A 23,840-nucleotide genomic window follows, 5' to 3' on the forward strand; every position below is an offset into this window, starting at 1 on the left:
TGGAGTGTCATGAAGTCCGTCCGCCGCCCTGCCGTCGCGCTCGGCACCATGCTGGTCCTGGTCCTGATCCAGGCGATCGCCGACCCCACCGGACTGCTGGCCCTCGTCGGCTGGTCCGGGGCGATTCCGACGCTCGCTGTCGGCATCTGGCAGTTCGCGCCCTACGTGGTGTACCTGCCCGTCCTGCTGGGCGTCGTCTGGTGGGTGGCCGTCCGAGCGGGCGACCGGTACTGGACGCTCGTTGCCGGAGTGGTGCTCGCCGTACTGCTCGCGCAGGCTGCCGCGTGCCTGGTGATGTCGTGGGATCTCTCGGTCGCCGGCTGGGCAGCGGGCTATGTCACGGCCAAGGCGGTGCCGGCGGCGCTCATCGTCGCCGCGGTGACGCGCTGGTTCGGCGGCAAGAGTGAGCGAGTGCGCCGTGCGCCCGGCGCGATCTGGCTTCCGGCGGCCCTGTTCGCGGCGGTCACACCGCTCCTAGCCGGCCTGTGGTGGACCGGCGTCGTGTACGCACCTGGTGTTCCCGCTGCCCGGCCGGATCGCGGCATCCTTTCCGTCCTCGTGGCGATGGTGCTCATCGCCGTCGTGACCGCGCTCAGCCTGCGGTGGATGCGGGTTCGCGTGCCCGGTGTGCTCGGCGGATGGCTTGCGGCGCTCGTCGCGGGTGGAATCGTGGGCGTCGTCCAGGCGATCGTGGTCGTCGTGGTCGACGGGATCCAGAGCGACATCTGGCCGCTCATGGCCGCGTACATCGCCGTCGCCGACGGTCTCGCCTATGGCGCGTGCCTCGGCTGGATCGTCGGACTGACCGCAATCTTGGCGGATCGCATGCGCACACGTCGAGGCACCCGCGTGCTTCAGCTGGCAGCCGGGGTCGTCGCGGTGCTCGCGGTGACAGTCACGCTCATCGCCCCTGTGCCGGGAGCGGCCGCCACCCCGCAGGCACCCGCCGAAGACGTCCCGGTCGGCTTTCTGCGCGCTGACGACGATGTCATCGCCGACGGAAACGGCAACGAGGTGCTGCTGCGCGGCGTGAACGTGAATCAGCTCGTGGACTTCTACCGTCCCCGTGCCGACGTCGAGGACACCCGGCCGCTCACCGAGGACGACTTCGCCGCCATCGCCGAGCAGGGCTTCAACGTCGTGCGGCTGGGGCTTTCGTGGTCGGCGCTCGAGCCCGAGCGCGGCGAATTGGATCAGACCTACGTGGACCAGATCACCGAGGCTGTCGACTGGGCGAAGAAGTACGGGATCTACACCGTGCTCGACATGCACCAGGATGGCTGGTGGAACGAGGGCACGCCGGAGGGGACGCAATGCCGACCGGGCACCGACCCGATGTGGGGCTACGACGGCGCACCGGTGTGGGCGACTCGCACGGATGGGGCTCCGCGCTGCCAGTTCCAGGGCCGCGACATCTCACCGGCCGGTGACCGGGCGTTCCAGAACTTCTACTTCGACACCGACGGAGTTCAGGGTTCCCTCGTCGCGACCTGGGCGAAGCTCGCGGCGCTGTTCCACGACGAACCCGCCGTCGCCGGATACGACCTGCTGAACGAGCCCGGGTTCGGCGAGACCGCGCCGGTGACGACATCCTTCCTGCTCGGCCGCTTCTACGACCGGGCGATCGACGCGATCCGCGCCGAGGGCGCCCCGCAGATCGTCTTCATCGAGCCGAGCATCCTGTGGTCGGGGCTGGGGTTCGACAGCGGCCCCACACCCGGGTTCACCAGCGACACCAACCTCGTGTACTCGCCGCACATGTACGCCGAATCGATCACGATGGACCGCTCGCTCGGCTTGCCGCCGATCGTCTCGATGGAGCGCCAGTTCGAGCTGGCTACGCGCGCGGCGGACAGCTTCGGCATGCCGCTGTGGTCGGGCGAGTACGGCTACTGGGGTGACGACGCCGATCGCGTGCAGCGCCTCACTCGCTACGCCGACCTCGAGGACGAGTACATCCTCGGCAGCGCCTACTGGGTGTGGAAGCAGGCCTGTGGTGACCCGCAGGGCGGCATCAACGACATGACCGATTCGCTCATGCGCCAGGACTGCACCACCGGCGACGACGCGCCCGCCCGCGACGACCTGCTCGAGATCCTCAGCCGCGCCTACCCGCGCAGTGCCCCCGGGGTGCTCACGTCGCTCACCGCGGAGGGAGCGGATGTCGCGCTCTCCGGCACCACGGACGACGGGGGCTGCGGACTCGAGGTGTGGGTGCCCGGCTCGACGGAGCCGAACGTCGAGACCACCGGTGTCACCGAGGTCGAGACGACCAAGGTCGCGGGCGGCTGGAGCGTGACCGGCTGCGCCGAGGGCGACTACACCCTGTCCACGGACGGGTAGCAGGCGGCGTCGTCATGCCGGGGATCGTCGAGGTCGTCAGAGAGGCGCTGCGGGCAGCGGCGGATCCTGCGCGGGCGCCGGGCCAGCAGGCCTACATGAAGTCCGAGATGCCCTTCCTTGGCGTCACTCTTCCGGAGGTGCGACGCCTCGTCCGCTCGGCGGCTTCGCAGACAGCGGATGCCGCCATCCTGCGGGCCGCGGCATCCGAACTGTGGGATGACGCATCGCACCGCGAAGAGCGCTACGCGGGCATGCTGCTGCTCGGACTGCGCCCGACGAGAGCGCAGTGGGAGAACGTCACGCTGATTGAGTACATGGTGCGCACCGGCCGGTGGTGGGACATCACCGACGAGCTCGCCCATCGCCTCGCCGAACTGCATGACGTGCTGCCCCGCGAGACCGCCGACCTGGTGCGCCGCTGGAGCACGGATGCCGAGCTGTGGGTGCGGCGGATCGCGATCCTCTCCCAGCTGGGGCGCCGCGACCGCGTCGACCGCGAGCTGCTGGCCGGGCTCATCGAGCCGAATCGGCCCGACAGCGACTTCTTCATCCGGAAGGCGATCGGCTGGGCGCTCCGCGAGTACGCACGCGTAGATCCGGACTGGGTCCGCGACTACGTCGCCACACACGAGCTCAGCCCGCTGAGCCGTCGTGAAGCACTCAAACACCTGACGCCATGATGTGACGAAGGCTTCGCAGCCGCGCACGCAGGAGATCTGCATGTCCGCATGCCCCGCGGAGGATAGCCTGGAGGTCGAGCCAGCTTCTGGAGAGCCCCCTTGACTGACGCCCCCATCTCGTCGGATGTGTCCTATCCCGCCGACGGATTCGCCCTGTTCCCCGACCGATCCGTCATCGCTCTGCGCGTGAACGGCGAACTGAAAGACCTCGCGACGACTGTCGCCGCGACGGATGCCGTCGAACCGGTCACGATCGACAGCCCCGACGGTCTCGGCATCCTGCGCCACTCGACGGCGCACGTGCTCGCGCAGGCCGTCCAGCGGATCAATCCGCAGGCGAACCTCGGCATCGGCCCGCCGATCACCGACGGCTTCTACTACGACTTCGGCGTCGAACAGCCCTTCAGCACCGATGACCTCAAGGTGATCGACAAGGAGATGGCGCGCATCGTCCGGGAGGGCCAGCGCTTCGTGCGCCGGGTCGTCACCGACGAGCAGGCCCGTGCCGAGCTCGCCGCCGAGCCGTTCAAACTCGAGCTCATCGGTCTCAAGGGCCCTTCGACAGGCTCAGGGACCGACGGCGCAAGCTCAGCGACCGCAAAGGTCGAGGGCGCGTCTGTCGAGGTCGGCGCCGGCGAGCTGACGATCTACGACAACGTGAACCGCGATGGCGAGACGGTCTGGAAGGACCTCTGCCGCGGCCCGCACGTGCCCAGCACCCGCATGATCGGCAACGGCTGGGCGCTCACCCGCGTCGCCGGCGCCTACTGGCGGGGGAGTGAGAAGAACCCCCAGCTCCAGCGCATCTACGGCACCGCCTGGCCGACGAAAGACGAGCTGCGTGCCTACCAGCAGCGGCTCGAAGAGGCGGCGAAGCGCGATCACCGCAAGCTCGGGCGTGAACTCGACCTCTTCTCGTTCCCGGAGGAGATCGGCTCCGGCCTGTCGGTGTGGCACCCTCGCGGCGGGATCATCCGCGGCGAGATGGAGCAGCATGCTCGTCGGCGCCACATCTCCGGTGGCTACACCTACGTGTACACCCCGCACATCGCGAAGCGGGATCTGTTCCTGCAGTCGAACCACCTCGTGACGTACAAGGAGGGCATGTTCCCGCCGGTTCACCTCGACGAGGAGCGGGACGAGCACGGCGAGATCACCAAGCACGGCGTCGATTACTACCTGAAGCCGATGAACTGCCCGATGCACATCCTCATCTACAAGGAGCGCGCCCGCAGCTACCGCGACCTGCCGATGCGCCTCGCCGAGAACGGCACCGTCTACCGCAACGAGCTCTCCGGAGCGCTGCACGGCCTCACTCGCGTGCGGGGCTTCACGCAGGACGACTCGCACCTGTTCGTCACCCCCGAGCAGCTCGAAGGCGAGGCCACCCGCGTGCTCGACTTCGTCATCTCGATGCTGCGCGACTTCGGTCTCGAGGACTTCGAGCTCGAACTCTCGATGCGCGACGACGAGAAGGCGAAGTGGATCGGCAGCGACGAATTCTGGGAGTACTCGACGAACGCTCTCCGCAATGTGGCGATCGCCAGCGGCCTCAAGCTGACCGAAGTCCCGGGTGAGGCAGCCTTCTACGGGCCGAAGATCGACCTGAAGACGAAGGATGCGATCGGCCGCACGTGGCAGCTGTCCACCGTGCAGGTCGACCCCAACCTGCCCGAGCGGTTCGAGCTCGAGTACACCGATCGCGACGGCCAGAAAAAGCGGCCGATCATGATCCACCGTGCCCTCTTCGGCTCGATCGAGCGGTTCTTCGCGATCCTCCTCGAGCACTACGCAGGTGCATTCCCGGTGTGGCTGTCGCCCGTGCAGGTCGTCGGCATCCCGGTCGCCGAGGAATACGCGGACTACCTCGGCGCGGTCGTCGACCGGCTCAAGGCCGAGGGCGTGCGCGCCGAACTCGACCACAGCGACGATCGGATGCAGAAGAAGATCCGCACGCACACGACGCAGAAGGTGCCGCTGCAGCTCATCGCGGGGGAGCAGGACCGTGCCGGCGGAACCGTCTCGTTCCGCTTCCGCGACGGCACCCAGCAGAACGGCGTGCCGATCGACGAGGCCGTCGCGCGCATCCTCGGCGCGATCAGCACGCGTGCGCTGGTGGACACCGCGGAGGATCTGGCGTGACCCTTCGACAGGCTCAGGGACCAGTCGGCGCACAGGGACCGGTTGCGGCTCAGGGACCGGCAGGTGACTGACGACGCGGAGCTCATCTCCGCCGCCGAGCTGCCTGGTGTCCCCGACGAATTCCAGCGACTGTGGACCCCGCACCGGATGGCCTACATCCAGGCGGGACCGGAGCCGCTGCGCAAGACGTGCCCGTTCTGCGCAGCCCCTGGGCTATCCGACGAGGACGGCCTCATCGTGCATCGCGGCCGCACCGCCTACGTGCTGCTGAACCTCTTTCCGTACAACTCCGGCCACCTGCTGGTGTGCCCGTATCGCCATGTCGCGCTGTACGACGAGGCGACCACTGAGGAGGTCGCCGAGATCGCCGCGCTCACCCAGCGCGCGATGCAGGTCGTGCGAACGACATCGCACTGCGACGGCTTCAACATCGGCATGAACCAGGGCCAGGTCGCGGGTGCCGGCATCGAAGGCCACCTGCATCAGCACATCGTGCCGCGCTGGGCCACCGACGCGAACTTCTTCCCGATCATCGCGAAGACCAAGGCGCTTCCTCAGCTGCTGGGTGACGTGCGTCGAGCCATCGCCGACGCGTGGCAGGACTGAAACCCGGTCCAGTCGTCTCCCATCGGCCCGCCCGCACGGCGGGCGCGGCATCCGGCGCGAACTAGAATCGAGAGTTATGACCGACAGCACCTCCCGCAACCCCCAGTCCGGCTCCACCTCCGCCACGGGGTCCAGCCGGGTCAAGCGCGGCCTCGCCGAAATGCTCAAGGGCGGCGTCATCATGGACGTCGTGACCGTCGAGCAGGCGAAGATCGCCGAAGACGCCGGAGCGGTCGCCGTGATGGCCCTCGAGCGCGTGCCGGCCGACATCCGCGCGCAGGGCGGCGTCTCGCGGATGAGCGACCCCGACATGATCGACGGCATCATCGAGGCCGTCTCGATCCCGGTGATGGCGAAGGCCCGCATCGGGCACTTCGTCGAGGCGCAGGTGCTGCAGGAGCTCGGCGTCGACTACATCGACGAGTCCGAGGTGCTCTCTCCCGCCGACTACGTGAACCACATCGACAAGTGGGGCTTCACGGTCCCCTTCGTCTGCGGGGCGACCAACCTCGGCGAGGCGCTCCGCCGCATCAACGAGGGCGCGGCGATGATCCGCTCCAAGGGCGAGGCCGGCACCGGCGACGTCTCCGAGGCCACCAAGCACATCCGCAAGATCCTCGGCGAGATCAACGTGCTGCGTTCGCTCACGAAGGACGAGCTGTACGTCGCCGCCAAGGAGCTCCAGGCGCCCTACGACCTCGTCGCCGAGATCGCCGAGACCGGCAAGCTTCCCGTGGTGCTCTTCGTCGCCGGTGGCGTCGCGACGCCGGCGGATGCCGCGATGATGATGCAGCTCGGCGCGGACGGCGTGTTCGTCGGCTCCGGCATCTTCAAGTCGGGCAACCCGGCTGAGCGTGCCGCCGCGATCGTGAAGGCCACGACCTTCTACGACGACGCCAAGGTCATCGCCGACGTCTCACGGGGCCTGGGCGAGGCGATGGTCGGCATCAACGTCACCGACCTCGCCGCACCCCACCGCCTCGCCGAGCGCGGCTGGTAACCGCCCTGAGCATGTCGAGGCGGGTACACGTCGGCATCCTCGCCCTCCAGGGAGACGTGCGCGAGCACGCCCAGGTCCTTCGGGGACTCGGCGCCGAAGTCTCCCTGGTGCGGCGGCCGGCCGAATTGGCGGCCGTCGACGGCCTCGTGATCCCGGGCGGTGAGTCGAGCGTCATCGACAAGCTCGCTCGCGCGTTCGACATGCAGGCGCCCGTCCGGGCGGCGATCGCCGCGGGAATGCCGATGTACGGCACGTGCGCGGGGCTGATCATGCTCGCCGACCGCATCACCGGCGCGATCGACGGGCAGGAGACCTTCGGGGGCCTCGACGTCGTCGTCGCCCGCAACGCCTTCGGCAGCCAGATCGACTCGTTCGAGACGGAGGTGTCGGTCGACGGATTCGACGGCGCTCCGGTGCAGGCGACCTTCATCCGCGCACCCCTCGTCACCGAAGTGGGTCCGCGCGCGACGACGCTCGCCGCGCTTCCGGGGATCGGCGTCGTCGCCGTCGAGCAGGGGAGCCTCCTCGGCACGTCCTTCCACCCCGAGGTTTCCGGCGAGACGCGCTTCCACGAAAGATTCCTCGCCCGAGTCCGCGCGGCCGCGTGATCTGACGGCATAGACAGCGACTACATTTCACACATGGCGATCAACGAGTGGTGGGGCGAGCACCCGGAAGAGCGCTACTGGATGATCGCGCCGTCCCGCGGAATCGTGGGTGACGCCCTCAGCGCGCCGAAGGCCTCCGACGACCGGCGGTTCGAGTGGTCGCACGAACTCGTCGGGTTCACCGAGCCGGGCGACACGCTCTTCGTCTGGGACCGCACCCTTGCGACGCCTGGTATCGGCGCGTGGGGCCGGGTGCTCGGACCGATGGGCGAGAGTGTGCTGTCACGGCACGGAACCGCAATGCCGCACTGGCGGATGCCGGTCAGCGATGCGCTGCGCCTGGCCTCGCCGATCTCGCTGCGGTCGCTGCGGCGGATCGGCTCGGAGATCGTCGCCGTGCGGGATCAGATCGAGGCTACGACCGAGGGGCCGATCTACTTCCCGTTCATCGGGTCGGCGGAGACCCTCGCACCGGCGCCCGCCTACCTCACGAAGATGCCGCGCGACCTCGTCGCGCTGCTGTCGTCGCGGTTCGGCTTCGAATTCGCCCTCTGACATGACCCGCTGGGTCGCGCTCCTGCGCGGGGTGAACGTCGGCGGCATCACGATCCGCAGCGCCGATCTCGCCACGCTGTTCCGCGACTCGCTCGGCTTCGCCGAGGTGCGCACCTTCCTCGCGAGCGGCAACGTCAGGTTCGAGACGGACGCAGCCACCGGCGCCCGCGCGGCGCTCAAATCGTCGATCGAGACGGCGCTGCGCGAGCGATTCGGGTACGACGCGTGGATCGTGCTCGTCACCCTCGCCGAACTCGAGCGGGCGATCGCGAAGTTCCCGTTCGACGAGGCGGATGCTGCTCGCCAGCCCTGGGTGGTGTTCTGCGTGGACACGGCCACACGCGACGAGCTGGCCGAGGCCGCGGCATCCGTCGACCGTGCCATCGATCCTGTCGCACCCGGACCCGGTGTCGTGTACTGGAACCCGCCCAAGGGCTCGTCGACCGACACGGCGTTCGCGAAGGTGCTGGCCAAGGCCGCCTACAAGTCCCGCACCACCAACCGCAACCTGCGCACGCTGGTCAAGATCGCCGCGTGACCCGTGGCGTCAGCCGGCGCCGATCAGCCGACGGAACGCCTCCAGGGTCCGGTCGATGTCCGACGTCGTGGTCGCCCACGACGACATCGAGCAGCGCAGCACCGCGTGCCCCTGCCACTCCGCGCCGGTGAGCGCCGCCGTCCCCTCGGCGAGGATCGCGGCGCCGAGCTCGCGCGTCGCGGCGTCGTCGTCGAGCCGGAACATGACCTGGGTGTACGGGACGTCATTCACGACCGTCACGCCGTCGATCGCGCGCAGCCCAGCCGCCATCGCCAGGGCGTTGTCGTGCAGCCGTTCGACGAGGTCTGACACGCCCGTCCGGCCGAGGCTCCGCAGGGCCGCCCAGACCGGCACGCCGCGCGCCCGGCGGGAGAGCTCGGGCGTGACGTCCCACGGGTCGAGCCCGGTGTACATCAGGTAGTCCCCGCCGGTGCGGAACATCGCGATCGAGTCGGCGGGGTCGCGCACGATCGCCATGCCGCAGTCGTAGGGCACGTTGAGGGTCTTGTGCGCGTCGGTCGTCCACGAGTCGGCGGCCGCGACACCCGTGACGAGTGGGCGGAGGCGAGCGGATGCCGCGGCCCACAGCCCGAACGCACCGTCGATGTGCACCCACGCGTCGTGTGCGCGCGCGATCGGGATGAGCTCGTCGAACGGGTCGAACGCGCCGGTGTGCACCTCACCGGCCTGCAGGCACACGATCGTCGGGGAGGTCTCGGATCCTTCCAGCGCCGCCGCCAGCGCGGTCGGGATCATCCGACCCTGATCGTCGGCCGCGACGACGACCAGCTCCTGCGAGCCGATCCCGCAGAACCGCGCCCCACGGTCGATGGATGCGTGACGGTGCTCGCCGACGACCAGTCGCACGTGAGGTGCCTCGCGAAGCCCGCGCTCGGCGAGATCCCAGCCCACCCGGCGCAGCACCGCGTGCTGCGCGACGGCGAGGCAGACGAAGTTCGACACCTGCGCGCCGGTCACGAACCCCACCGAGGCGCCCGTCGGCAACCCGAGGAGCTCGCACAGCCACTGGCCGGCAACGCGTTCCAGCGCCACCGTGGCCGTGGTCATCGTGCTCGATCCGCTGTTCTGGTCCCAGGCGGACACCAGCCAATCCGCTCCGAGCGCCGCCGGAAGGGTCCCGCCGATCACGAATCCGAAGAACCGCCCGCCTGGGATCGCGACCAGGCCTGGGTCGGCACGCCTCGCGAGGTCGGCGACCAGCTGCGCGGCATCCGTCCCCGCCACAGGGAAAGGGCCACCGAACTCGGCGAGCATCTCGTCCAGGCTCGCTCGCGGCCATACCGGCCGATCGTCGAGGCCGGCGAAGAAGTCGGTGGCACCCCGGCGCGCTGCATCCAGCGCGCGCTCACGCTCATCCATGGGGCCAGTGTTCTCCCGGCCGCGCCCGGGCACAACAGACCGCATCGCACGAGGACGCGTGCAGCACGGTGCGTGCGGGCTCCCGCGCACCGGACGCTGCCGGATCGGCATCGTAGACTGGACTCCATGTCCGGCCACTCCAAGTGGGCGACGACGAAGCACAAGAAGGCCGTCATCGACGGGCGCCGTGCGAAGTCCTTCGCCAAGCTCATCAAGAACATCGAAGTCGCAGCCAAGATCGGCGGTGCCGATCTTGCTGGCAACCCCACCCTTCAGGATGCGGTTCAGAAGGCGAAGAAGACTTCGGTCCCGATCGACAACATCAACCGCGCCGTCAAGCGCGGCGCCGGCCTGACCGGCGAGTCGGTGGACTACCAGACGATCCTCTACGAGGGCTACGGTCCCAATGGCGTCGCCCTGCTGATCGAGTGCCTCACCGACAACCGCAACCGCGCGGCAGCCGAGGTGCGCACGGCCATGTCCCGCAACGGCGGTGCGATGGCCGACCCGGGCAGCGTGGCGTACAACTTCCAGCGCAAGGGCGTCATCGTCGTCGCCGGCGAGGGCACCAGCGAAGAGGACGTCATGCTCGCCGTCCTCGAGGCCGGTGCAGAGGAGATCGAGCCGCACGCCGTCGGCTACGAGGTCATCACCGATGCGTCCGACCTCGTGAAGGTGCGCTCCGCGCTGCAGGAGGCCGGGATCGACTACGAGTCTGCGGACGTCGAGTTCGTCCCGAGCCTCAAGGTCGAGATCGATGCCGACACCGCGCGCCGGATCTTCCGCCTGATCGATGCGCTCGAGGACAGCGACGACGTCCAGAACGTGTTCAGCAACTTCGACCTCAGCCCCGAGGTGCAGGCCGAGCTCGAGACCGAGGACTGACCAGCGGGCCCTCGCGGGCGCGCCTGGGCCTCGCTGCCCGCACCCGCGCTTAGCGTGGGGGAGTGGCATCCCTTCGCGTCCTCGGCGTCGACCCCGGGCTCACCCGCTGCGGCGTGGGCGTCGTCGACGTCGCCGGCAACCGCTCGGCCACGCTGGTGCACGTGGGCGTGATCCGCTCCGACCCGGCACTGCCGATCGAGCAGCGCCTCGCGCTGATCGCGGCCGGGATCCGCGACGTGCTGGCACGCCATCAGCCGGATGTCGTGGCCGTCGAGCGGGTCTTCGCGCAGCAGAACCGGCACTCCGTGATGGGCACCGCGCAGGCGAGCGGCATCGCCCTTCTGCTGGCCGCCGAGCACGGGCTTCCCGCCGCGACGCACACACCCTCCGAGGTCAAGGCGGCCGTCACGGGCTACGGCACCGCCGACAAGAGTCAGGTGCAGACCATGATCGCGCGCATCCTGCGGTTGGACGCCCCGCCCGAGCCCGCAGATGCCGCCGACGCCCTCGCGATCGCGCTCTGCCACGCGTGGCGCGGCGGGGGAGCAGCTACGGCTCCCGCGGCCGCGCTCACGCCTGCACAGCGGGCCTGGGCCGACGCAGAGCGGTCCGCGCGGCGCTGACACGCCTGCGTGTCGGTCGAACAAAACTGCGAACCGCCTCCGTAGGCTCGAACCATGATCTCGTCTGTCCACGGTCGCGTGGTGCACATCGACACCGACCTCCTCGTGGTGGAAGTCGGCGGCGTGGGACTCAGCGTCTCCGTCACCCCGCAGCTCTCCGCCGCGGCACACCTGGGCGACCAGCTGAGACTGCACACGACCCTCATCGTCCGCGAGGACGCCCTGTCGCTGTTCGGCTTCGACACCCGCGACGAGCTGGGCGTGTTCACCCAGCTGCTCGGCGTGACCGGCGTCGGCCCGCGGTCTGCGCTCGGCATCCTCTCGACCCTGACGGTCGGACAGATCGCCGCCGCGGTGACCGCGGACGACGACGCCCCGTTCCGCCGCGTGTCGGGCATCGGCCCGAAGACCGCGAAGCTCATTGTGGTCCAGCTGGCCGGCAAGCTCGCGCCGTCGCTCGCCACCGTGCCCACGCGACCGGATGCCGCGCCCGCTGTCTCGGCGCAGGTCACGCAGGCCCTCGTCGGGCTGGGCTGGTCGGAGCGGACCGCCGCCGAAGCCGTGGCATCCGTCGCCGATGACGCCTCTGAGACCGACCGCGCCTCGGTGCAGACGCTGCTGCGACTGACGCTGGCCATGCTCGGACCGGCCCGTCGGGAGCCCGCCGGTGGATGACTTCAGGGAGACCGGCGAGCCGGTCGACGAGGTGGAGCTCGCGATCGAGGGCGCACTGCGCCCCACCTCGCTCGCCGAGTTCGTCGGGCAGCAGAAGGTGCGGGGTCAGCTCCAGCTTCTGCTGGACGCGGCGCGCATCCAGCAGCGCTCACCCGACCACATCCTGCTGTCGGGTCCGCCAGGCCTCGGCAAGACGACGCTCGCCATGATCGTGGCGCATGAGAGCGGCCGGCCGCTCCGGATGTCGAGCGGTCCGGCGATCCAGCACGCCGGCGATCTCGCGGCGCTGCTGTCCAGCCTGACGCCGGGCGAGGTGCTCTTCATCGACGAGGTGCACCGCATGGCCCGCTCCGCCGAGGAGATGCTCTACCTCGCGATGGAGGACTTCCGGATCGACATCATGGTCGGGAAGGGCGCAGGGGCCACGAGCATTCCGCTCGACCTCGCTCCGTTCACCATGGTGGGCGCCACGACGCGATCCGGGATGCTCCCGAACCCGCTCCGCGACCGATTCGGGTTCACCGCGCACCTGGAGTACTACGAGCCGGAAGAGCTCGAGCGCGTCGTCGAGCGGTCTGCGGCGATGCTCGGCGTGGTCCTGCCGCCCGCGGCCCGATCCGAGATCGCCCGACGGTCACGCGGCACTCCGCGCATCGCCAACCGCCTGCTGCGCCGCGTGCGCGACTTCGTCGTCGTGCATGGCACATCGTCCGGCCACGCCGACATCGAGGCCGTGAGAGCCGCGCTGGAGCTCTACGACGTCGACCGGATCGGTCTCGACCGGCTCGACCGTGCGGTGCTGGACACCATCGTCCGCCGCTTCCGCGGCGGCCCGGTCGGCCTCAGTACGCTCGCCGTCTCGGTGGGCGAGGAAGCCGACACCATCGAGTCCGTGGTCGAGCCCTACCTGGTGCGCATCGGGTTCCTCGGCCGCACTCCGCGCGGCCGCGTCGCAACCGCAGCGGCGTACGCTCATCTGGGCGTTCCGCATGCCGAATCGGTGCTCCGATTCGATGACTTATAATCGCTGAAGGCTTTCGCCGACCCTCCCTCCTTACAAAGGCACCGCCGCCACTGGCGTGCGCCTCACCCGAAAGGTGCTCAGACCGCCATGGACTTCACCAAACTCCTCTCCGATTACGGACTGATCATCCTTCTGGTCGTGCTCCTCGTCTTCATGTTCTGGAGCTCGCGCCGCCGTCAGGCGAAGCAGAAGCTCGAGCAGGAGGCCAAGGCGCGTCAGACCGTGCCCGGGGCTGAGGTGCTGCTCCAGGGCGGCCTCTTCGGCACGATCGTCGAGTACGACCCGACCGATCTCGACAAGCCCGCGATCGTGGAGATCGCACCGGGCGTCGACATCAAGGTGCACAGCCAGGCCATCCTGCGCGTCGTGACCCCGGGCGAAGAGACGGTGCCTGGTGACGACTACCTCGGCTCCGAGTCCGCCGAGACCGAGCCCGAGACCGCGGCCGAGGCCGTGACCGACACGTCGGACCCGGACTCCGACGCGGACGCCAAGCCCAACGCCTGAACCTCGCCTTCGGGCACCCGAGAAAGCTGACCCTCGTGGCGACATCCTCCCCCGTCCGGCATGCCTGGCGTGCGCTGATCGGCCTTGCGGCCATCATCGCCGTCCTGTTCGGAATCAATGCGCTCGGCGTGTACGTGTTCCAGGCGTCCTCCTGGACGCCCGCACTCGCACTCGACCTCCAGGGCGGCACCCAGATCATCCTGGAGGCGCAGACCGCCGACGGCTCTGACCCGACGACCGACCAGATGAACCAGGCCGTCACGATCATCCGTCAGCGCGTCGACGCCTCGGGCGTCGGCGAGGCCGAGGTGACGACCGAGGGCGGCAAGAACATCGTCGTCCAGATCCCGGGCGAGGCAGACGACGAGACCCGCCAGCGCATCGAGGCATCCGCCCAGCTGCAGCTGCGCCCCGTGCTGTACGCCGGAGCGCCCGCGAACACGTTCGCCGGCGAGGATGGCAAGGAGACCCCGTACCCGACGCCCGACCCGACGCTGAATTCGACGCCCACCGCGGCACCGACCAATGCGAGCGACCCGGCGTGGATCACGGAGGCGCTGCAGGCGGAGTTCCTCGCCTACGACTGCGCGGATCCGGCGAACGATCCGGCGAGTGAGCCGACCGACGAGCCGCTGGTGACCTGCGACGTCACCGGAACGGTCAAGTACATCCTCGGTCCGGTCGAGCTCGACGGCTCCTCGATCTCGGACGCCAGCTACGGCCTCCAGCAGAACAACGGGCAATGGGCCGTCACCCTGAAGTTCGATGACGGCGGCACCACGACCTTCGGCGAGATCAGCCAGCGCCTGTACGGCCAAACGGCGCCGCTGAACCAGTTCGCGTTCGTCCTGGACGGGCTCGTGCTCTCGGCGCCCGCGATGCAGGGCGTCATCCTCGACGGTCAGCCGAGCATCACCGGCGACTTCACCCAGGTGACGGCGAAGACGCTCGCCGATCAGCTCAAGTACGGTGCTCTGCCGCTGAGCTTCGAGGTCGTCTCGGCGGACACGATCTCGGCGACCCTCGGCTCGCAGCAGCTCGCCATCGGCCTCATCGCGGGGCTCATCGGGCTCGCGCTGGTCGCGATCTACTCGATCATCGTCTACCGGGCGCTTGGCTTCGTGATCATCGCGTCGCTCGTGGTCATGGGCGTGCTGACCTACATCACGATCTGCATCCTGGCATGGCGCATGGGCTTCCGCCTGTCGCTTGCCGGTGTGGCCGGTCTGATCGTCTCGATCGGCTTCACGGCGGACTCGTTCATCGTGTACTTCGAGCGCATCCGAGACGAGCTCCGCGACGGCAAGTCGATCACCGGCGCCGTCGAGGACGGCTGGGGTCGCGCCAAGCGCACCATCTACATCTCGAAGTCGATCAACCTCCTCGCGGCCGTCGTGCTGTACATCCTCGCCGACGCCACGGTGAAGGGCTTCGCGTTCACGCTGGGACTCACGACCGTCATCGACGTGGTGATCTTCATCCTGTTCACCCACCCGGTGATGCAGCTGCTCGCCCGGACGAGGTTCTTCGGGTCGGGGCATCCGCTCTCCGGACTCGACCCGGATGCGCTCGGTGCGGTGTACCGCGGACGTGCGCAGTTCCGCGCCCCGGTCGCCGAGGCGAACACGCCCTCAGGCCGGCGCAATGCGAAGTCGCGCGGCGAGGCTGAGCGACGTCAGACGATCGCCGAGCGGAAACAGGCCCAGCTGTCCGGGGGAGACCCCGCCAAGACCAAGACCGCGGTCGCGGACAAACCGGGCACGCCCGGCACGGAGGGGGACGACTGATGCGCTCCATGAGTCAGATCGGCAACGACCTCTACACCGGAAAAACCTCGCTCCCGTTCGTCGGGCGGCGGAACCTGTGGTTCATCATCGCCGCGCTGCTGGTGCTCGGCTCGCTGCTGGTGCCGCTGTTCCGCCCCGTCCAGTTCTCGATCGAGTTCACCGGCGGATCGCAGTTCACGGTTTCGGGCGTCTCGACGACCGATCAATCCGTCGCGACGGATGCTGTGCACACCGTGGTGCCGGATGCCACGACCAAGGTCACCACGATCGGCACGGACACGATCCGCGTCCAGACCGACCAGATGAGCGCCGACGAGACGCGACAGGTGAGCGTGGCCCTCGCGGACGCGTACAACGTGGCCGAAAGCGAGGTCACGGCCTCGTTCATCGGTCCCAGTTGGGGGGCCGACGTCACCCGCCAGTCCCTGTGGGGCCTGGTGATCTTCCTCGCGCTGACCTTCCTGATCCTGGGCCTCTACTTCCGCACTTGGAAGATGTCCGCCGCGGCGATCATCGGCCTCGTGGACGTGCTCGTGATCACGATCGGCGTATACGCGCTCTTCGGCTTCGAGATCTCACCGGCGGCCGTGATCGGATTCCTCACGATCCTGTCGTACGCGCTGTATGACACCACTGTCGTCTTCGACAAGATCCGCGAGAACACCAGCGAGGACGGCGAGATCTCCGGTCGCACCTTCGGCGAGTCCGTCAACCTGGCGGTGAACCAGACCCTGATCCGCTCGATCAACACGACAGTGGTGGCGATCCTGCCCACCGGGGCGATCCTGTTCATCGGTGCACTGTGGCTCGGTGCTCAGACGCTGACCGACATCTCGCTGGCGATCTTCGTGGGAACGATCGTGGCCGCGTACTCGACGATCTTCGTCGCCTCCCCGCTCTACTCGCTCCTGCGTGAGAACGAGCCGGGAGTCAAGGCGCGCGACCAGCGTGCGCTCGAGACGAGGGCGAAGGCGGGCGTTCCGGCCTGACCGGCGCGGTTTCCCGCGGGCGTAGGATTGATGGATCCAGCGGAGGGGGGACGACGGCCATGACCGAGACCGTCCCCACGCCCTCGGCCGCCGCCCAGGCACCGTCGGCGCAGTCGTCGTCATTGCGACGGCTGGTGCCGCGGATCTTCTCCCGCTCGGCCCGTCGCGACGACGTCGAGCAGCTGATGCGGACGGTGCGCACACACCATCCGAAGGGCGATCTGACGATCGTCGAGCGCGCCTACGCGGTCGCGGAGCGCGCGCACTCCGGGCAGGTCCGCCAGAGCGGCGAGCCGTACATCACGCACCCGCTCGCGGTCGCGCAGATCCTGGCCGATCTCGGTCTGGGGCCGCGGGCGATCGCGGCGGCCCTGCTGCACGACACGGTCGAAGACACCGACTACTCGCTCGAGACGCTCACCGCCGAGTTCGGCGACGAGGTCGCGATGCTCGTCGACGGCGTCACGAAGCTCGACAAGGTCAAGTACGGCGAGAGCGCCCAGGCCGAAACGGTCCGCAAGATGATCGTCGCGATGTCGCGCGACATCCGTGTCCTGCTGATCAAGCTCGCCGACCGACTGCACAATGCGCGCACGTGGGGCTTCGTGCCTCCGGAGAAGGCCCAGAAGAAGGCCACCGAGACCCTCGAGATCTACGCGCCGCTGGCGCACCGGCTCGGCATCCAGACGGTGAAGTCCGAACTCGAGGATCTCTCCTTCGCCGTGCTGCACCCCAAGCTGTACGCCGAGATCGAGAGCCTCGTCCGGCAGCGCACTCCGCAGCGTGAGCAGTACGTGCAGAACGTCATCGACTCGGTGGACGCCGACCTCCGCGAGCTGCGCATCCGCGGCCGCGTCATGGGCCGTCCGAAGCAGCTGTATTCCGTTTACCAGAAGATGGTCGTTCGCGGTCGCGAGTTCGACGACATCTACGACCTGATCGGCATCCGCGTGCTCGTGGGGAGCGTGCGCGACTGCTACGCGGTGCTCGGCTCGATCCACGCCCGCTGGACGCCGCTGCCCGGTCGATTCAAGGACTACATCGCGACCCCGAAGTTCAACCTCTACCAGTCGCTGCACACGACGGTGATCGGACCGGGCGGCCGCACCGTCGAGATCCAGATCCGCACGAACGAGATGCACCAGCAGGCCGAGTACGGCGTTGCGGCGCACTGGAAGTACAAGGAGCAGATGGCGGGCGGCAAGGCCGACCCGAAGTCGGTGGACGCCGACATGGCCTGGCTCGCGCACATCTCGGACTGGCAGGCCGAGACCGCCGACCCTGGTGAGTTCCTGGATTCGCTCCGATTCGAGATCGGCGCGAAGGAGGTCTACGTCTTCACGCCCAAGGGCCGCGTGATCGGGCTGCCCGCCGGCGCGACGCCCGTCGACTTCGCCTACGCCGTCCACACCGAGATCGGCCATCGCACGATGGGCTCCAAGGTGAACGGACGGCTCGTGCCGCTCGAATCCGAGCTGAAGAGCGGCGACGTGGTCGAGGTGTTCACCTCGAAGAATCCGGATGCCGGACCCAGCCAGGACTGGCTGGGCTTCGTGCGCAGCACCCGCGCACGCAGCAAGATCCGCGGCTGGTTCACCAAGGAGCGTCGCGAGGAGGCCATCGAGCAGGGCAAAGAGGCGATCGCACGCGCGATGCGCCGGCAGAACCTCCCGCTGCAGAAGCTGATGAGCCAGGACTCGTTCTCGGAGGTCGCGCAGAGCCTTCGCTACGAGGATGTCTCGGCGCTCTACGCGGCGGTCGGCGAGGGCAACGTCTCGACGCAGTCGGTGATCGAGAAGGTCACTGCGCTGGTCAGCGCGAACGACACGAGCACGGGCCCCATCGATCTCCCGTTCCTCGGCAAGCCCCGCCAGCCGCGCGGCGGCGACTCCGGGATCCTCGTGCGCGGGGCGCCCGACATCCTGGTCAAACTCGCGAAGTGCTGCACGCCGGTGCCGGGCGATCCGATCGTCGGCTTCGTGACCCGCGGCAGCGGAGTGTCGGTGCACCGTGGCGACTGCACGAATGTGAAGTCCCTGAAGGACAGCCCCGAGCGCCTGATCGACGTCGAGTGGGCGCCGACGACCAAGAGCATCTTCCTGGTGCAGATCCAGGTCGAAGCGCTCGACCGCTCCGGGCTGCTCAGCGACGTCACCCGCGTGCTCAGCGAGCACCATGTGAACATCCTTTCGGCGACGGTGTCGACCACCAACGATCGGCTGGCGCTCAGCCGGTTCGTCTTCGAGATGGGCGACATCGTCCACCTCGACCGCGTGCTCAACGCCGTGCGGCGCATCGACACCGTCTACGACGTCTACCGCGTCACGTCGTCCTGACCTTCGCGCGCGGCGATGCCGCGGAGGAAGGCCACGGCCGTCCGCTTGTTCGGTACGACGCCGCGGATGCCGAACCACTCGATCGCGTGGGCCGCGAGACCCGGCTCCGCATCGCTGAGCAGGCGGGCTGCCTCGGCGTAGGTATCGTCTGGCACTCGTGCGAGGTCGGCCAGCGTGCGCTGGGGCGAGGTGACGAGCACCCCGCCGATCCGCTGCAGATCATCGTCGTCGACCTGCGGATCGCGATAGACCACGCGGCGGTCGATCACCTGGTGGACGCGTCGCGACACGGCCCGCTGCACGGTGTGGCGCGCAGGGGGCTCGTGCAGGGCACCGTGGACCCAGGCGGCGCTCAGATGCGTCGCGGCGAGGGTCTCGCCGAGGAGGATCCGCAGGGAACCCGCGCGCAGCGCCGCCGTTTCGACGGCGTCCGCCGGGATGTAGGCGTCGCCGAGCTCGACCAGGTGTCCGTCGAGCCTCGCCGCGGACAGTTCTGCCGGCGAGAGGCGATCGTCGGTGAAGTACAGGAACGGGGAGCGCATGACACGAAGTGTGCGCCACCGTGGTCGTGCCGGCGCTCCGCCGGGGCGGAGCTGTGGACAACCCGCTCCGAGGACGGCACCGCGGAGGAGGACGCCTCAGCCGCCGAGCGCCCGCAGCCAGCTCTTGCGTGCCTCGAGCGCCTCGCTCGCCTTCGCCACCGCTGCCTTGTTGCCGGTCTTCTGTGCGGCCGCGAGTTCTTCTTCGAGCTTCTCGATGGCGTCCGTCAGCTGACGCGTCATGTCGTTGGCGCGCGCCTTGGTCTCGGGGTTGTTCCGCTTCCAGTCGGCCTCCTCGCGCGTGCGAAGGCCGGTCTCGACCTTGCGGAGCTCGTCGTCCAGCCCACGCTCGGTGTCGCGGGGGAAGATGCGGCCGATCTCATCCCAGCGACGCTGGATGCCGGTGAGCAGGGCGCGCGCTTTGACGATGTCGGCCTCGTCGGCGACGGCCTTCGCCTCGCTGAGCAGTTCGCGCTTGGCCACGATCTTCTCGCGGGACTCCTCGACGTCCGCGGCCTCTCGCTCGATGCGCGCGCCGTAGAGCGCGTCACCGGCGGCCTTGAACCGCGCCCACAGCGCGTCGTCGACCTTCTTGCCCGCGCGACCGGACGTCTTCCACTGGTCGAGCAGCTCGCGGTACGTCGCGATGCCGTCCTCGCCCTTCGGTGCGAGCGCTTCGGCCTTCTCGACGAGCGCGGTCTTGCGGTCGCGGACGACCTTGTGCGCCTCGTCGAGCTCGGCGTAGAACTCGCGACGGTGCTTGTCGACCGTCGCCCGGGCGTCGCGGAACCGCTTCCAGAGCTGCTGGGCTGCGGCCTTCGGCAGCCGGGGACCGTTCTGCTGCTGGGACTGCCACTGATCGAACAGCGTGCTCATCTCGGCCGACGCCTGATTCCACTGCACGCCCTTGGGATCGCGTGCGGCGAGGGCCTCAGCCTGCTCCACGAGCGCGGTGCGCACCTGGACGGCCTCATCGACGGCCTCGCGCGCCGCGGCTGCCTCGGTCTCGGTCGCGGCGGAGAGCGCCGCCGTGAGCAGGGCGACCCGCGCTTCGAGCGCGGCCAGGTCGCCGACCGCGGAGGCGCCGGAGATCTTGCCGGCCACCGTGCGTGCCGTGGACCGCAGATCTGCGGCCGACGCCCCTCCGCGGCGGTGACGCACTTCGAGAAGCCCGACCTCGCCCGCCAGATCGGCGTACTTGCGCTCGAAGTAGGCGAGCGCCTCTTCCTTCGACCCGTCCGGGTATTCACCGACGACGCGCCAGGCATCGCCCTCCCGCACCGATACGGTGCCGTCGTCGTCGACGCGGCCCCACGGCTGGGGTTCGACGGTGGTCGGGGGAGTGGATTCTGCTTCGGCAGTCACGGGTGCACCTCATGCGCGGCTCTCTTGCCGCCTGGGGGAGATTGGACGGCTTCAAGCCTAGTACGGGCGGCGCGAGCCGATCAGGGAGTCGGAGTCGGAGTCGGGGTGGCGGACGGCGCTGCGCTGGGCGACTCGGTCGGCGCCGGGGTGGAGGTCGGGCTCACCGACGGCGAAGGCGACGGCGCAGGCTCCGGTGCGCCGGGGCCCATCGTGAAGTACGCGACCTGACCGCCGAGGACGGCGAGGATGAGGGCGCCGCCGACGATGCCGGCGAGGAGATTGTCCCGCCGCCTACGGCGGGCCTGGTCGTCGTGGAACTTCCGGCGGGCCTGATAGATCCGCGACCGCTCCCGCGTCTCGCGTGTCCCACGGTCCTTGCCACCTGCCGCCACGAGATCTCCCTTGTCATCCGGCCGCTCCCGGGCCGGGTTGATCCTATGACCGCGCACTCGACCGTCCAAACCCGATCCGGCCGCCGGGTCGCATGCCGCGACTAGCCTGGACATCGTGACGACTCCGACCGCCCTCTTCCAAGGGCAGACACCGCTTGCGGTGCGGATGCGTCCGATGTCTCTCGCCGAGGTCGCCGGCCAGGGGCACCTGCTTCGTCCTGGCTCTCCGCTGGTCACGCTCGCGGATCCGGATGCCGCGGCCGGGGCGACCTCGGTGATCCTCTGGGGGCCGCCCGGCACGGGCAAGACGACGCTCGCCCAGGCCGTGGCCCGCTCCTCGGGCCGGCGCTTCGTCGAGCTCTCCGCGGTCACGGCGGGGGTGCGAGATGTGCGCGAGGTCATGCAGGAGGCGCTGACCCAGCGCGACCTGTACGGCCAATCCACGATCCTCTTCCTCGACGAGATCCACCGGTTCACGAAGGCGCAGCAGGACGCCCTGCTGCCGGGTGTCGAGAACGGCTGGGTCGTGCTGATCGCCGCCACCACCGAGAATCCCTCGTTCTCGGTGATCTCACCGCTGCTGTCACGCTCCCTGCTGCTGACGCTCAAGCCCCTCACGGACGACGACCTCGGGCTGCTCATCGATCGCGCTGTCAGCGACCCGCGGGGCCTCGCTGGGCGCGCCGTGCTGCAGCCGGAGGCTCGCGCCGCGCTCGTCCGCCTCGCCTCCGGCGACGCCCGCCGCGCGCTGACGGCGCTCGAGGCCGCGGCATCCCTCGTCCCGGCCAGTGCCGCAGGTGACGATGATGACGCGGCAACGCCGCAGATCGATGCGGATCAGGTCGCCTCCGCGGTCGATCGGGCACTGCTGCGCTACGACCGGCAGGGCGATGAGCACTACGACGTCATCAGCGCCTTCATCAAGTCGATCCGAGGCTCGGATGTGGACGCTGCGATGCACTACCTCGCGCGCATGATCGAGGCGGGGGAGGACCCGCGGTTCATCGCCCGCCGGCTCATCATCTCGGCGGCCGAAGATGTCGGCCTGGCCGACCCCGCTGCCCTTCCGCTCGCCGTCGCGGCCGCGGACGCGGTGCAGTTCATCGGCATGCCGGAGGGTCGCATTCCACTCGCCGAGGCCACGGCGTATCTCGCGACGACCGCCAAGTCGAACGCGGCGTACCTCGCGATCGACAAGGCCATCGCCGATGTCCGCGGCGGCGGGTTCGGGCGCGTGCCACCGCCGCTGCGCGATGCGCACTACCCGGGAGCGAAGCGGCTCGGGCACGGCAAGGGCTACGTCTACCCGCACGACAGCGAGGTCGGCGTCGTCGCGCAGCAGCACCTTCCCGACGAGCTGCGCGGCCGCCGGTACTACGAGCCGACGAACCACGGGCAGGAGCGCGACGTGCAGGCGCGGCTGGAGAAGATCCGCCGCATCCTCGACGGCAAGTAGGGCCAGGCGATTGCGCGAGCGAACCTGCCATCCCGCTGACACCATGGGAGGGTGACCCCTCCACCTGACCGCATCCGCAACATCGCCGTGGGCCTCGTGGTCCGCGATGGCCACGTCCTTGTGGAGATCTACCCCGCAACTGCTCGGCACGGTGTGTTCGCACGTGTGCCAGGCGGCGGAATCGAGTTCGGGGAGACAGCGCTGCAGGCCGTGCATCGTGAGTTCGCAGAAGAGCTCGCGGCCGAATTGGCGGTCGCGGATCCGATCGCGATCACCGAGAACATCTTCACGTCGGGCGCGGTGTCCGGTCACGAGGTCGTGCACGTCTTCGCGATCGAGAGTCCCGAACTCGACGAACTGCCCCTCGACGGCGAACTGCGCGTGCTGGACAATCACACGACGGTCCGCTGGGTGGCGCTGAGCGCGCTGCGATCCGACGACCCACCGCTCTACCCGGCCGGAATGATCCGCTACGCGGAGGCGCTCGACGCGGCCGCGCGCCCGCAATCGGGAGCCTGACCCCGGTCTGATAGACTTGACCGGCTCGAAACACAGTTTTCGGGCATCCTCTTCCCCCACATAACCATCGGCATGCCCCGACGTGCGCGCCGATCGGCAGGGAAATCGATACGTCCGTGAGCCGCGAAAGACGCGGCCACGTAGTTCGGAAGGACACCTTCGTGCCCACGAAGTCCCAGGACCGCCGCAAGGTCCGCCTCTCCCGCGCGCTAGGCATCCCGCTGACGCCCAAGGCCGCCAAGTACCTCGAGAAGCGTCCGTACGCTCCGGGTGAGCACGGCCGCACCAAGCGCAAGCAGGACAGCGACTACGCCGTCCGTCTCCGCGAGAAGCAGCGTCTGCGCGAGCAGTACGGCATCCGCGAGAAGCAGATGCGCAACACGTTCAACGAAGCCCGCCGCAAGGACGGCCTGACCGGTGAGAACCTGGTCGAGCTGCTCGAGATGCGTCTCGACGCCCTCGTCCTGCGCTCCGGCTTCGCCCGCACCACGGCACAGGCACGCCAGCTCGTCGTGCACCGCCACATCCTCGTCGACGGCCAGACCGTCGACCGCCCGTCCTTCCGCGTGAAGCCGGGTCAGCTCATCCACGTCAAGGGCAAGAGCGAGGGCCTCGAGCCCTTCCAGGTCGCCGCAGCCGGCGGTCACGCCGAGGTGCTGCCCCCGGTCCCGAGCTACCTCGAGGTCGACCTCTCCACCCTGCACGCAACGCTCGTGCGTCGCCCCAAGCGCGCCGAGGTCCCGGTCACCGGTGACGTGCAGCTCGTCGTCGAGTACTACGCCGCGCGCTAGTCGCCCGTAGAACGATACGAAGGGCGTCGGGGCAACCCGGCGCCCTTCGTCGTTTCCGCATACCATGGAGGGATGCCGCGCCCGGCGGCCGAGGAGAAAT

23 protein-coding genes are annotated in these 23,840 nt (G+C 69.1%); 19 read left to right on the top strand and 4 right to left on the bottom strand.

All coding sequences use genetic code 11. The annotated features are described in order from the left end of the window. Positions 1-9: 9 nt before the first annotated feature. The 8 genes from ACXJ3V_RS02350 to ACXJ3V_RS02385 all read left to right on the top strand — a co-directional run bounded on the left by ACXJ3V_RS02350 (position 10) and on the right by ACXJ3V_RS02385 (position 8,472). On the top strand, positions 10-2,343 hold the full coding sequence (locus ACXJ3V_RS02350; RefSeq protein ID WP_457098638.1) for a glycoside hydrolase family 5 protein: 2,334 nt from the start codon (positions 10-12) through the stop codon (positions 2,341-2,343). A 14-nt stretch (positions 2,344-2,357) separates the two neighbouring features. Beyond that, positions 2,358-3,023, top strand: coding sequence for a DNA alkylation repair protein (locus tag ACXJ3V_RS02355; protein ID WP_457098639.1), 666 nt, complete (start codon positions 2,358-2,360; stop codon positions 3,021-3,023). A 99-nt stretch (positions 3,024-3,122) separates the two neighbouring features. Further along, positions 3,123-5,165: a threonine--tRNA ligase gene (thrS, locus tag ACXJ3V_RS02360; protein WP_457098640.1), complete on the top strand. Its 2,043-nt coding sequence runs from the start codon at positions 3,123-3,125 to the stop codon at positions 5,163-5,165. A gap of 63 nt (positions 5,166-5,228) precedes the next feature. Further along, positions 5,229-5,771: an HIT family protein gene (locus tag ACXJ3V_RS02365; protein ID WP_457098641.1), complete on the top strand. Its 543-nt coding sequence runs from the start codon at positions 5,229-5,231 to the stop codon at positions 5,769-5,771. A 76-nt stretch (positions 5,772-5,847) separates the two neighbouring features. Then, positions 5,848-6,771, top strand: a complete 924-nt coding sequence (gene pdxS / locus ACXJ3V_RS02370) for a pyridoxal 5'-phosphate synthase lyase subunit PdxS (RefSeq protein ID WP_457098642.1) — start codon at positions 5,848-5,850, stop codon at positions 6,769-6,771. An 11-nt stretch (positions 6,772-6,782) separates the two neighbouring features. Then, positions 6,783-7,379 carry a pyridoxal 5'-phosphate synthase glutaminase subunit PdxT gene (gene pdxT / locus ACXJ3V_RS02375; RefSeq protein ID WP_457098643.1) on the top strand — a complete coding sequence of 199 codons (597 nt, stop codon included), beginning with the start codon at positions 6,783-6,785 and terminating at the stop codon, positions 7,377-7,379. A 33-nt stretch (positions 7,380-7,412) separates the two neighbouring features. Then, positions 7,413-7,934 carry a hypothetical protein gene (locus ACXJ3V_RS02380; RefSeq protein WP_457098644.1) on the top strand — a complete coding sequence of 174 codons (522 nt, stop codon included), beginning with the start codon at positions 7,413-7,415 and terminating at the stop codon, positions 7,932-7,934. Between the two features lies 1 nt (position 7,935). After that, positions 7,936-8,472 (top strand): DUF1697 domain-containing protein, encoded by a 537-nt coding sequence (locus ACXJ3V_RS02385; protein WP_457098645.1) that lies wholly within the window; start codon positions 7,936-7,938, stop codon positions 8,470-8,472. A 9-nt stretch (positions 8,473-8,481) separates the two neighbouring features. Here the strand turns inward: ACXJ3V_RS02385 and ACXJ3V_RS02390 are convergent, their stop codons facing one another. Next, a complete protein-coding gene (locus ACXJ3V_RS02390) occupies positions 8,482-9,852 on the bottom strand; it encodes a pyridoxal phosphate-dependent decarboxylase family protein (RefSeq protein WP_457098646.1) in 1,371 nt (456 codons plus the stop codon). Between the two features lie 126 nt (positions 9,853-9,978). Between ACXJ3V_RS02390 and ACXJ3V_RS02395 the strand changes: the two genes are divergently transcribed. The 8 genes from ACXJ3V_RS02395 (at position 9,979) to ACXJ3V_RS02430 (ending at position 18,678) form a co-directional block, all read left to right on the top strand. Then, positions 9,979-10,737, top strand: a complete 759-nt coding sequence (locus ACXJ3V_RS02395) for a YebC/PmpR family DNA-binding transcriptional regulator (protein WP_457098647.1) — start codon at positions 9,979-9,981, stop codon at positions 10,735-10,737. A gap of 62 nt (positions 10,738-10,799) precedes the next feature. Then, positions 10,800-11,360, top strand: a complete 561-nt coding sequence (gene ruvC / locus ACXJ3V_RS02400; RefSeq protein WP_457098648.1) for a crossover junction endodeoxyribonuclease RuvC — start codon at positions 10,800-10,802, stop codon at positions 11,358-11,360. Positions 11,361-11,414: 54 nt separating this feature from the next. Continuing rightward, complete coding sequence (gene ruvA / locus ACXJ3V_RS02405; protein WP_457098649.1) at positions 11,415-12,035, top strand: Holliday junction branch migration protein RuvA; 621 nt, start codon at positions 11,415-11,417, stop codon at positions 12,033-12,035. Continuing rightward, entirely contained in the window at positions 12,028-13,059 is a 1,032-nt protein-coding gene (gene ruvB / locus ACXJ3V_RS02410; protein ID WP_457098650.1) for a Holliday junction branch migration DNA helicase RuvB, read from the top strand. The genes ruvA and ruvB overlap by 8 nt, the downstream gene beginning before the upstream one ends. 87 nt (positions 13,060-13,146) lie before the next feature. Beyond that, the gene (locus tag ACXJ3V_RS02415) at positions 13,147-13,566 is read left to right on the top strand and encodes a preprotein translocase subunit YajC (RefSeq protein ID WP_457098651.1); all 420 of its coding nucleotides are present in this window, start codon (positions 13,147-13,149) and stop codon (positions 13,564-13,566) included. 35 nt (positions 13,567-13,601) lie between these two features. Continuing rightward, complete coding sequence (gene secD / locus ACXJ3V_RS02420; RefSeq protein WP_457098652.1) at positions 13,602-15,353, top strand: protein translocase subunit SecD; 1,752 nt, start codon at positions 13,602-13,604, stop codon at positions 15,351-15,353. Then, entirely contained in the window at positions 15,353-16,342 is a 990-nt protein-coding gene (gene secF / locus ACXJ3V_RS02425) for a protein translocase subunit SecF (RefSeq protein ID WP_457098653.1), read from the top strand. The genes secD and secF overlap by 1 nt, the downstream gene beginning before the upstream one ends. Before the next feature lie 59 nt (positions 16,343-16,401). Beyond that, a complete protein-coding gene (locus ACXJ3V_RS02430; RefSeq protein ID WP_457098654.1) occupies positions 16,402-18,678 on the top strand; it encodes a RelA/SpoT family protein in 2,277 nt (758 codons plus the stop codon). On the opposite strand, the gene ACXJ3V_RS02435 is transcribed toward ACXJ3V_RS02430, so the two are convergent. The 3 genes from ACXJ3V_RS02435 to ACXJ3V_RS02445 all read right to left on the bottom strand — a co-directional run bounded on the left by ACXJ3V_RS02435 (position 18,657) and on the right by ACXJ3V_RS02445 (position 21,088). Continuing rightward, positions 18,657-19,220: a type IV toxin-antitoxin system AbiEi family antitoxin gene (locus ACXJ3V_RS02435; RefSeq protein WP_457098655.1), complete on the bottom strand. Its 564-nt coding sequence runs from the start codon at positions 19,218-19,220 to the stop codon at positions 18,657-18,659. The genes ACXJ3V_RS02430 and ACXJ3V_RS02435 overlap by 22 nt on opposite strands. A 96-nt stretch (positions 19,221-19,316) precedes the next feature. Next, a complete protein-coding gene (locus ACXJ3V_RS02440) occupies positions 19,317-20,582 on the bottom strand; it encodes a DUF349 domain-containing protein (RefSeq protein ID WP_457098656.1) in 1,266 nt (421 codons plus the stop codon). Positions 20,583-20,662: 80 nt separating this feature from the next. Next, on the bottom strand, positions 20,663-21,088 hold the full coding sequence (locus ACXJ3V_RS02445; RefSeq protein ID WP_457098657.1) for a dioxygenase: 426 nt from the start codon (positions 21,086-21,088) through the stop codon (positions 20,663-20,665). Positions 21,089-21,140: 52 nt separating this feature from the next. Between ACXJ3V_RS02445 and ACXJ3V_RS02450 the strand changes: the two genes are divergently transcribed. The 3 genes from ACXJ3V_RS02450 (at position 21,141) to rpsD (ending at position 23,740) form a co-directional block, all read left to right on the top strand. Next, positions 21,141-22,430, top strand: coding sequence for a replication-associated recombination protein A (locus tag ACXJ3V_RS02450; protein WP_457098854.1), 1,290 nt, complete (start codon positions 21,141-21,143; stop codon positions 22,428-22,430). Between the two features lie 51 nt (positions 22,431-22,481). Then, the gene (locus ACXJ3V_RS02455; RefSeq protein ID WP_457098658.1) at positions 22,482-22,949 is read left to right on the top strand and encodes an NUDIX hydrolase; all 468 of its coding nucleotides are present in this window, start codon (positions 22,482-22,484) and stop codon (positions 22,947-22,949) included. Positions 22,950-23,110: 161 nt separating this feature from the next. Next, a complete protein-coding gene (gene rpsD, locus ACXJ3V_RS02460) occupies positions 23,111-23,740 on the top strand; it encodes a 30S ribosomal protein S4 (protein WP_457098659.1) in 630 nt (209 codons plus the stop codon). The last annotated feature ends 100 nt before the right edge of the window (positions 23,741-23,840 follow it).

Source organism: Microbacterium sp. P5_E9 (assembly GCF_054049175.1).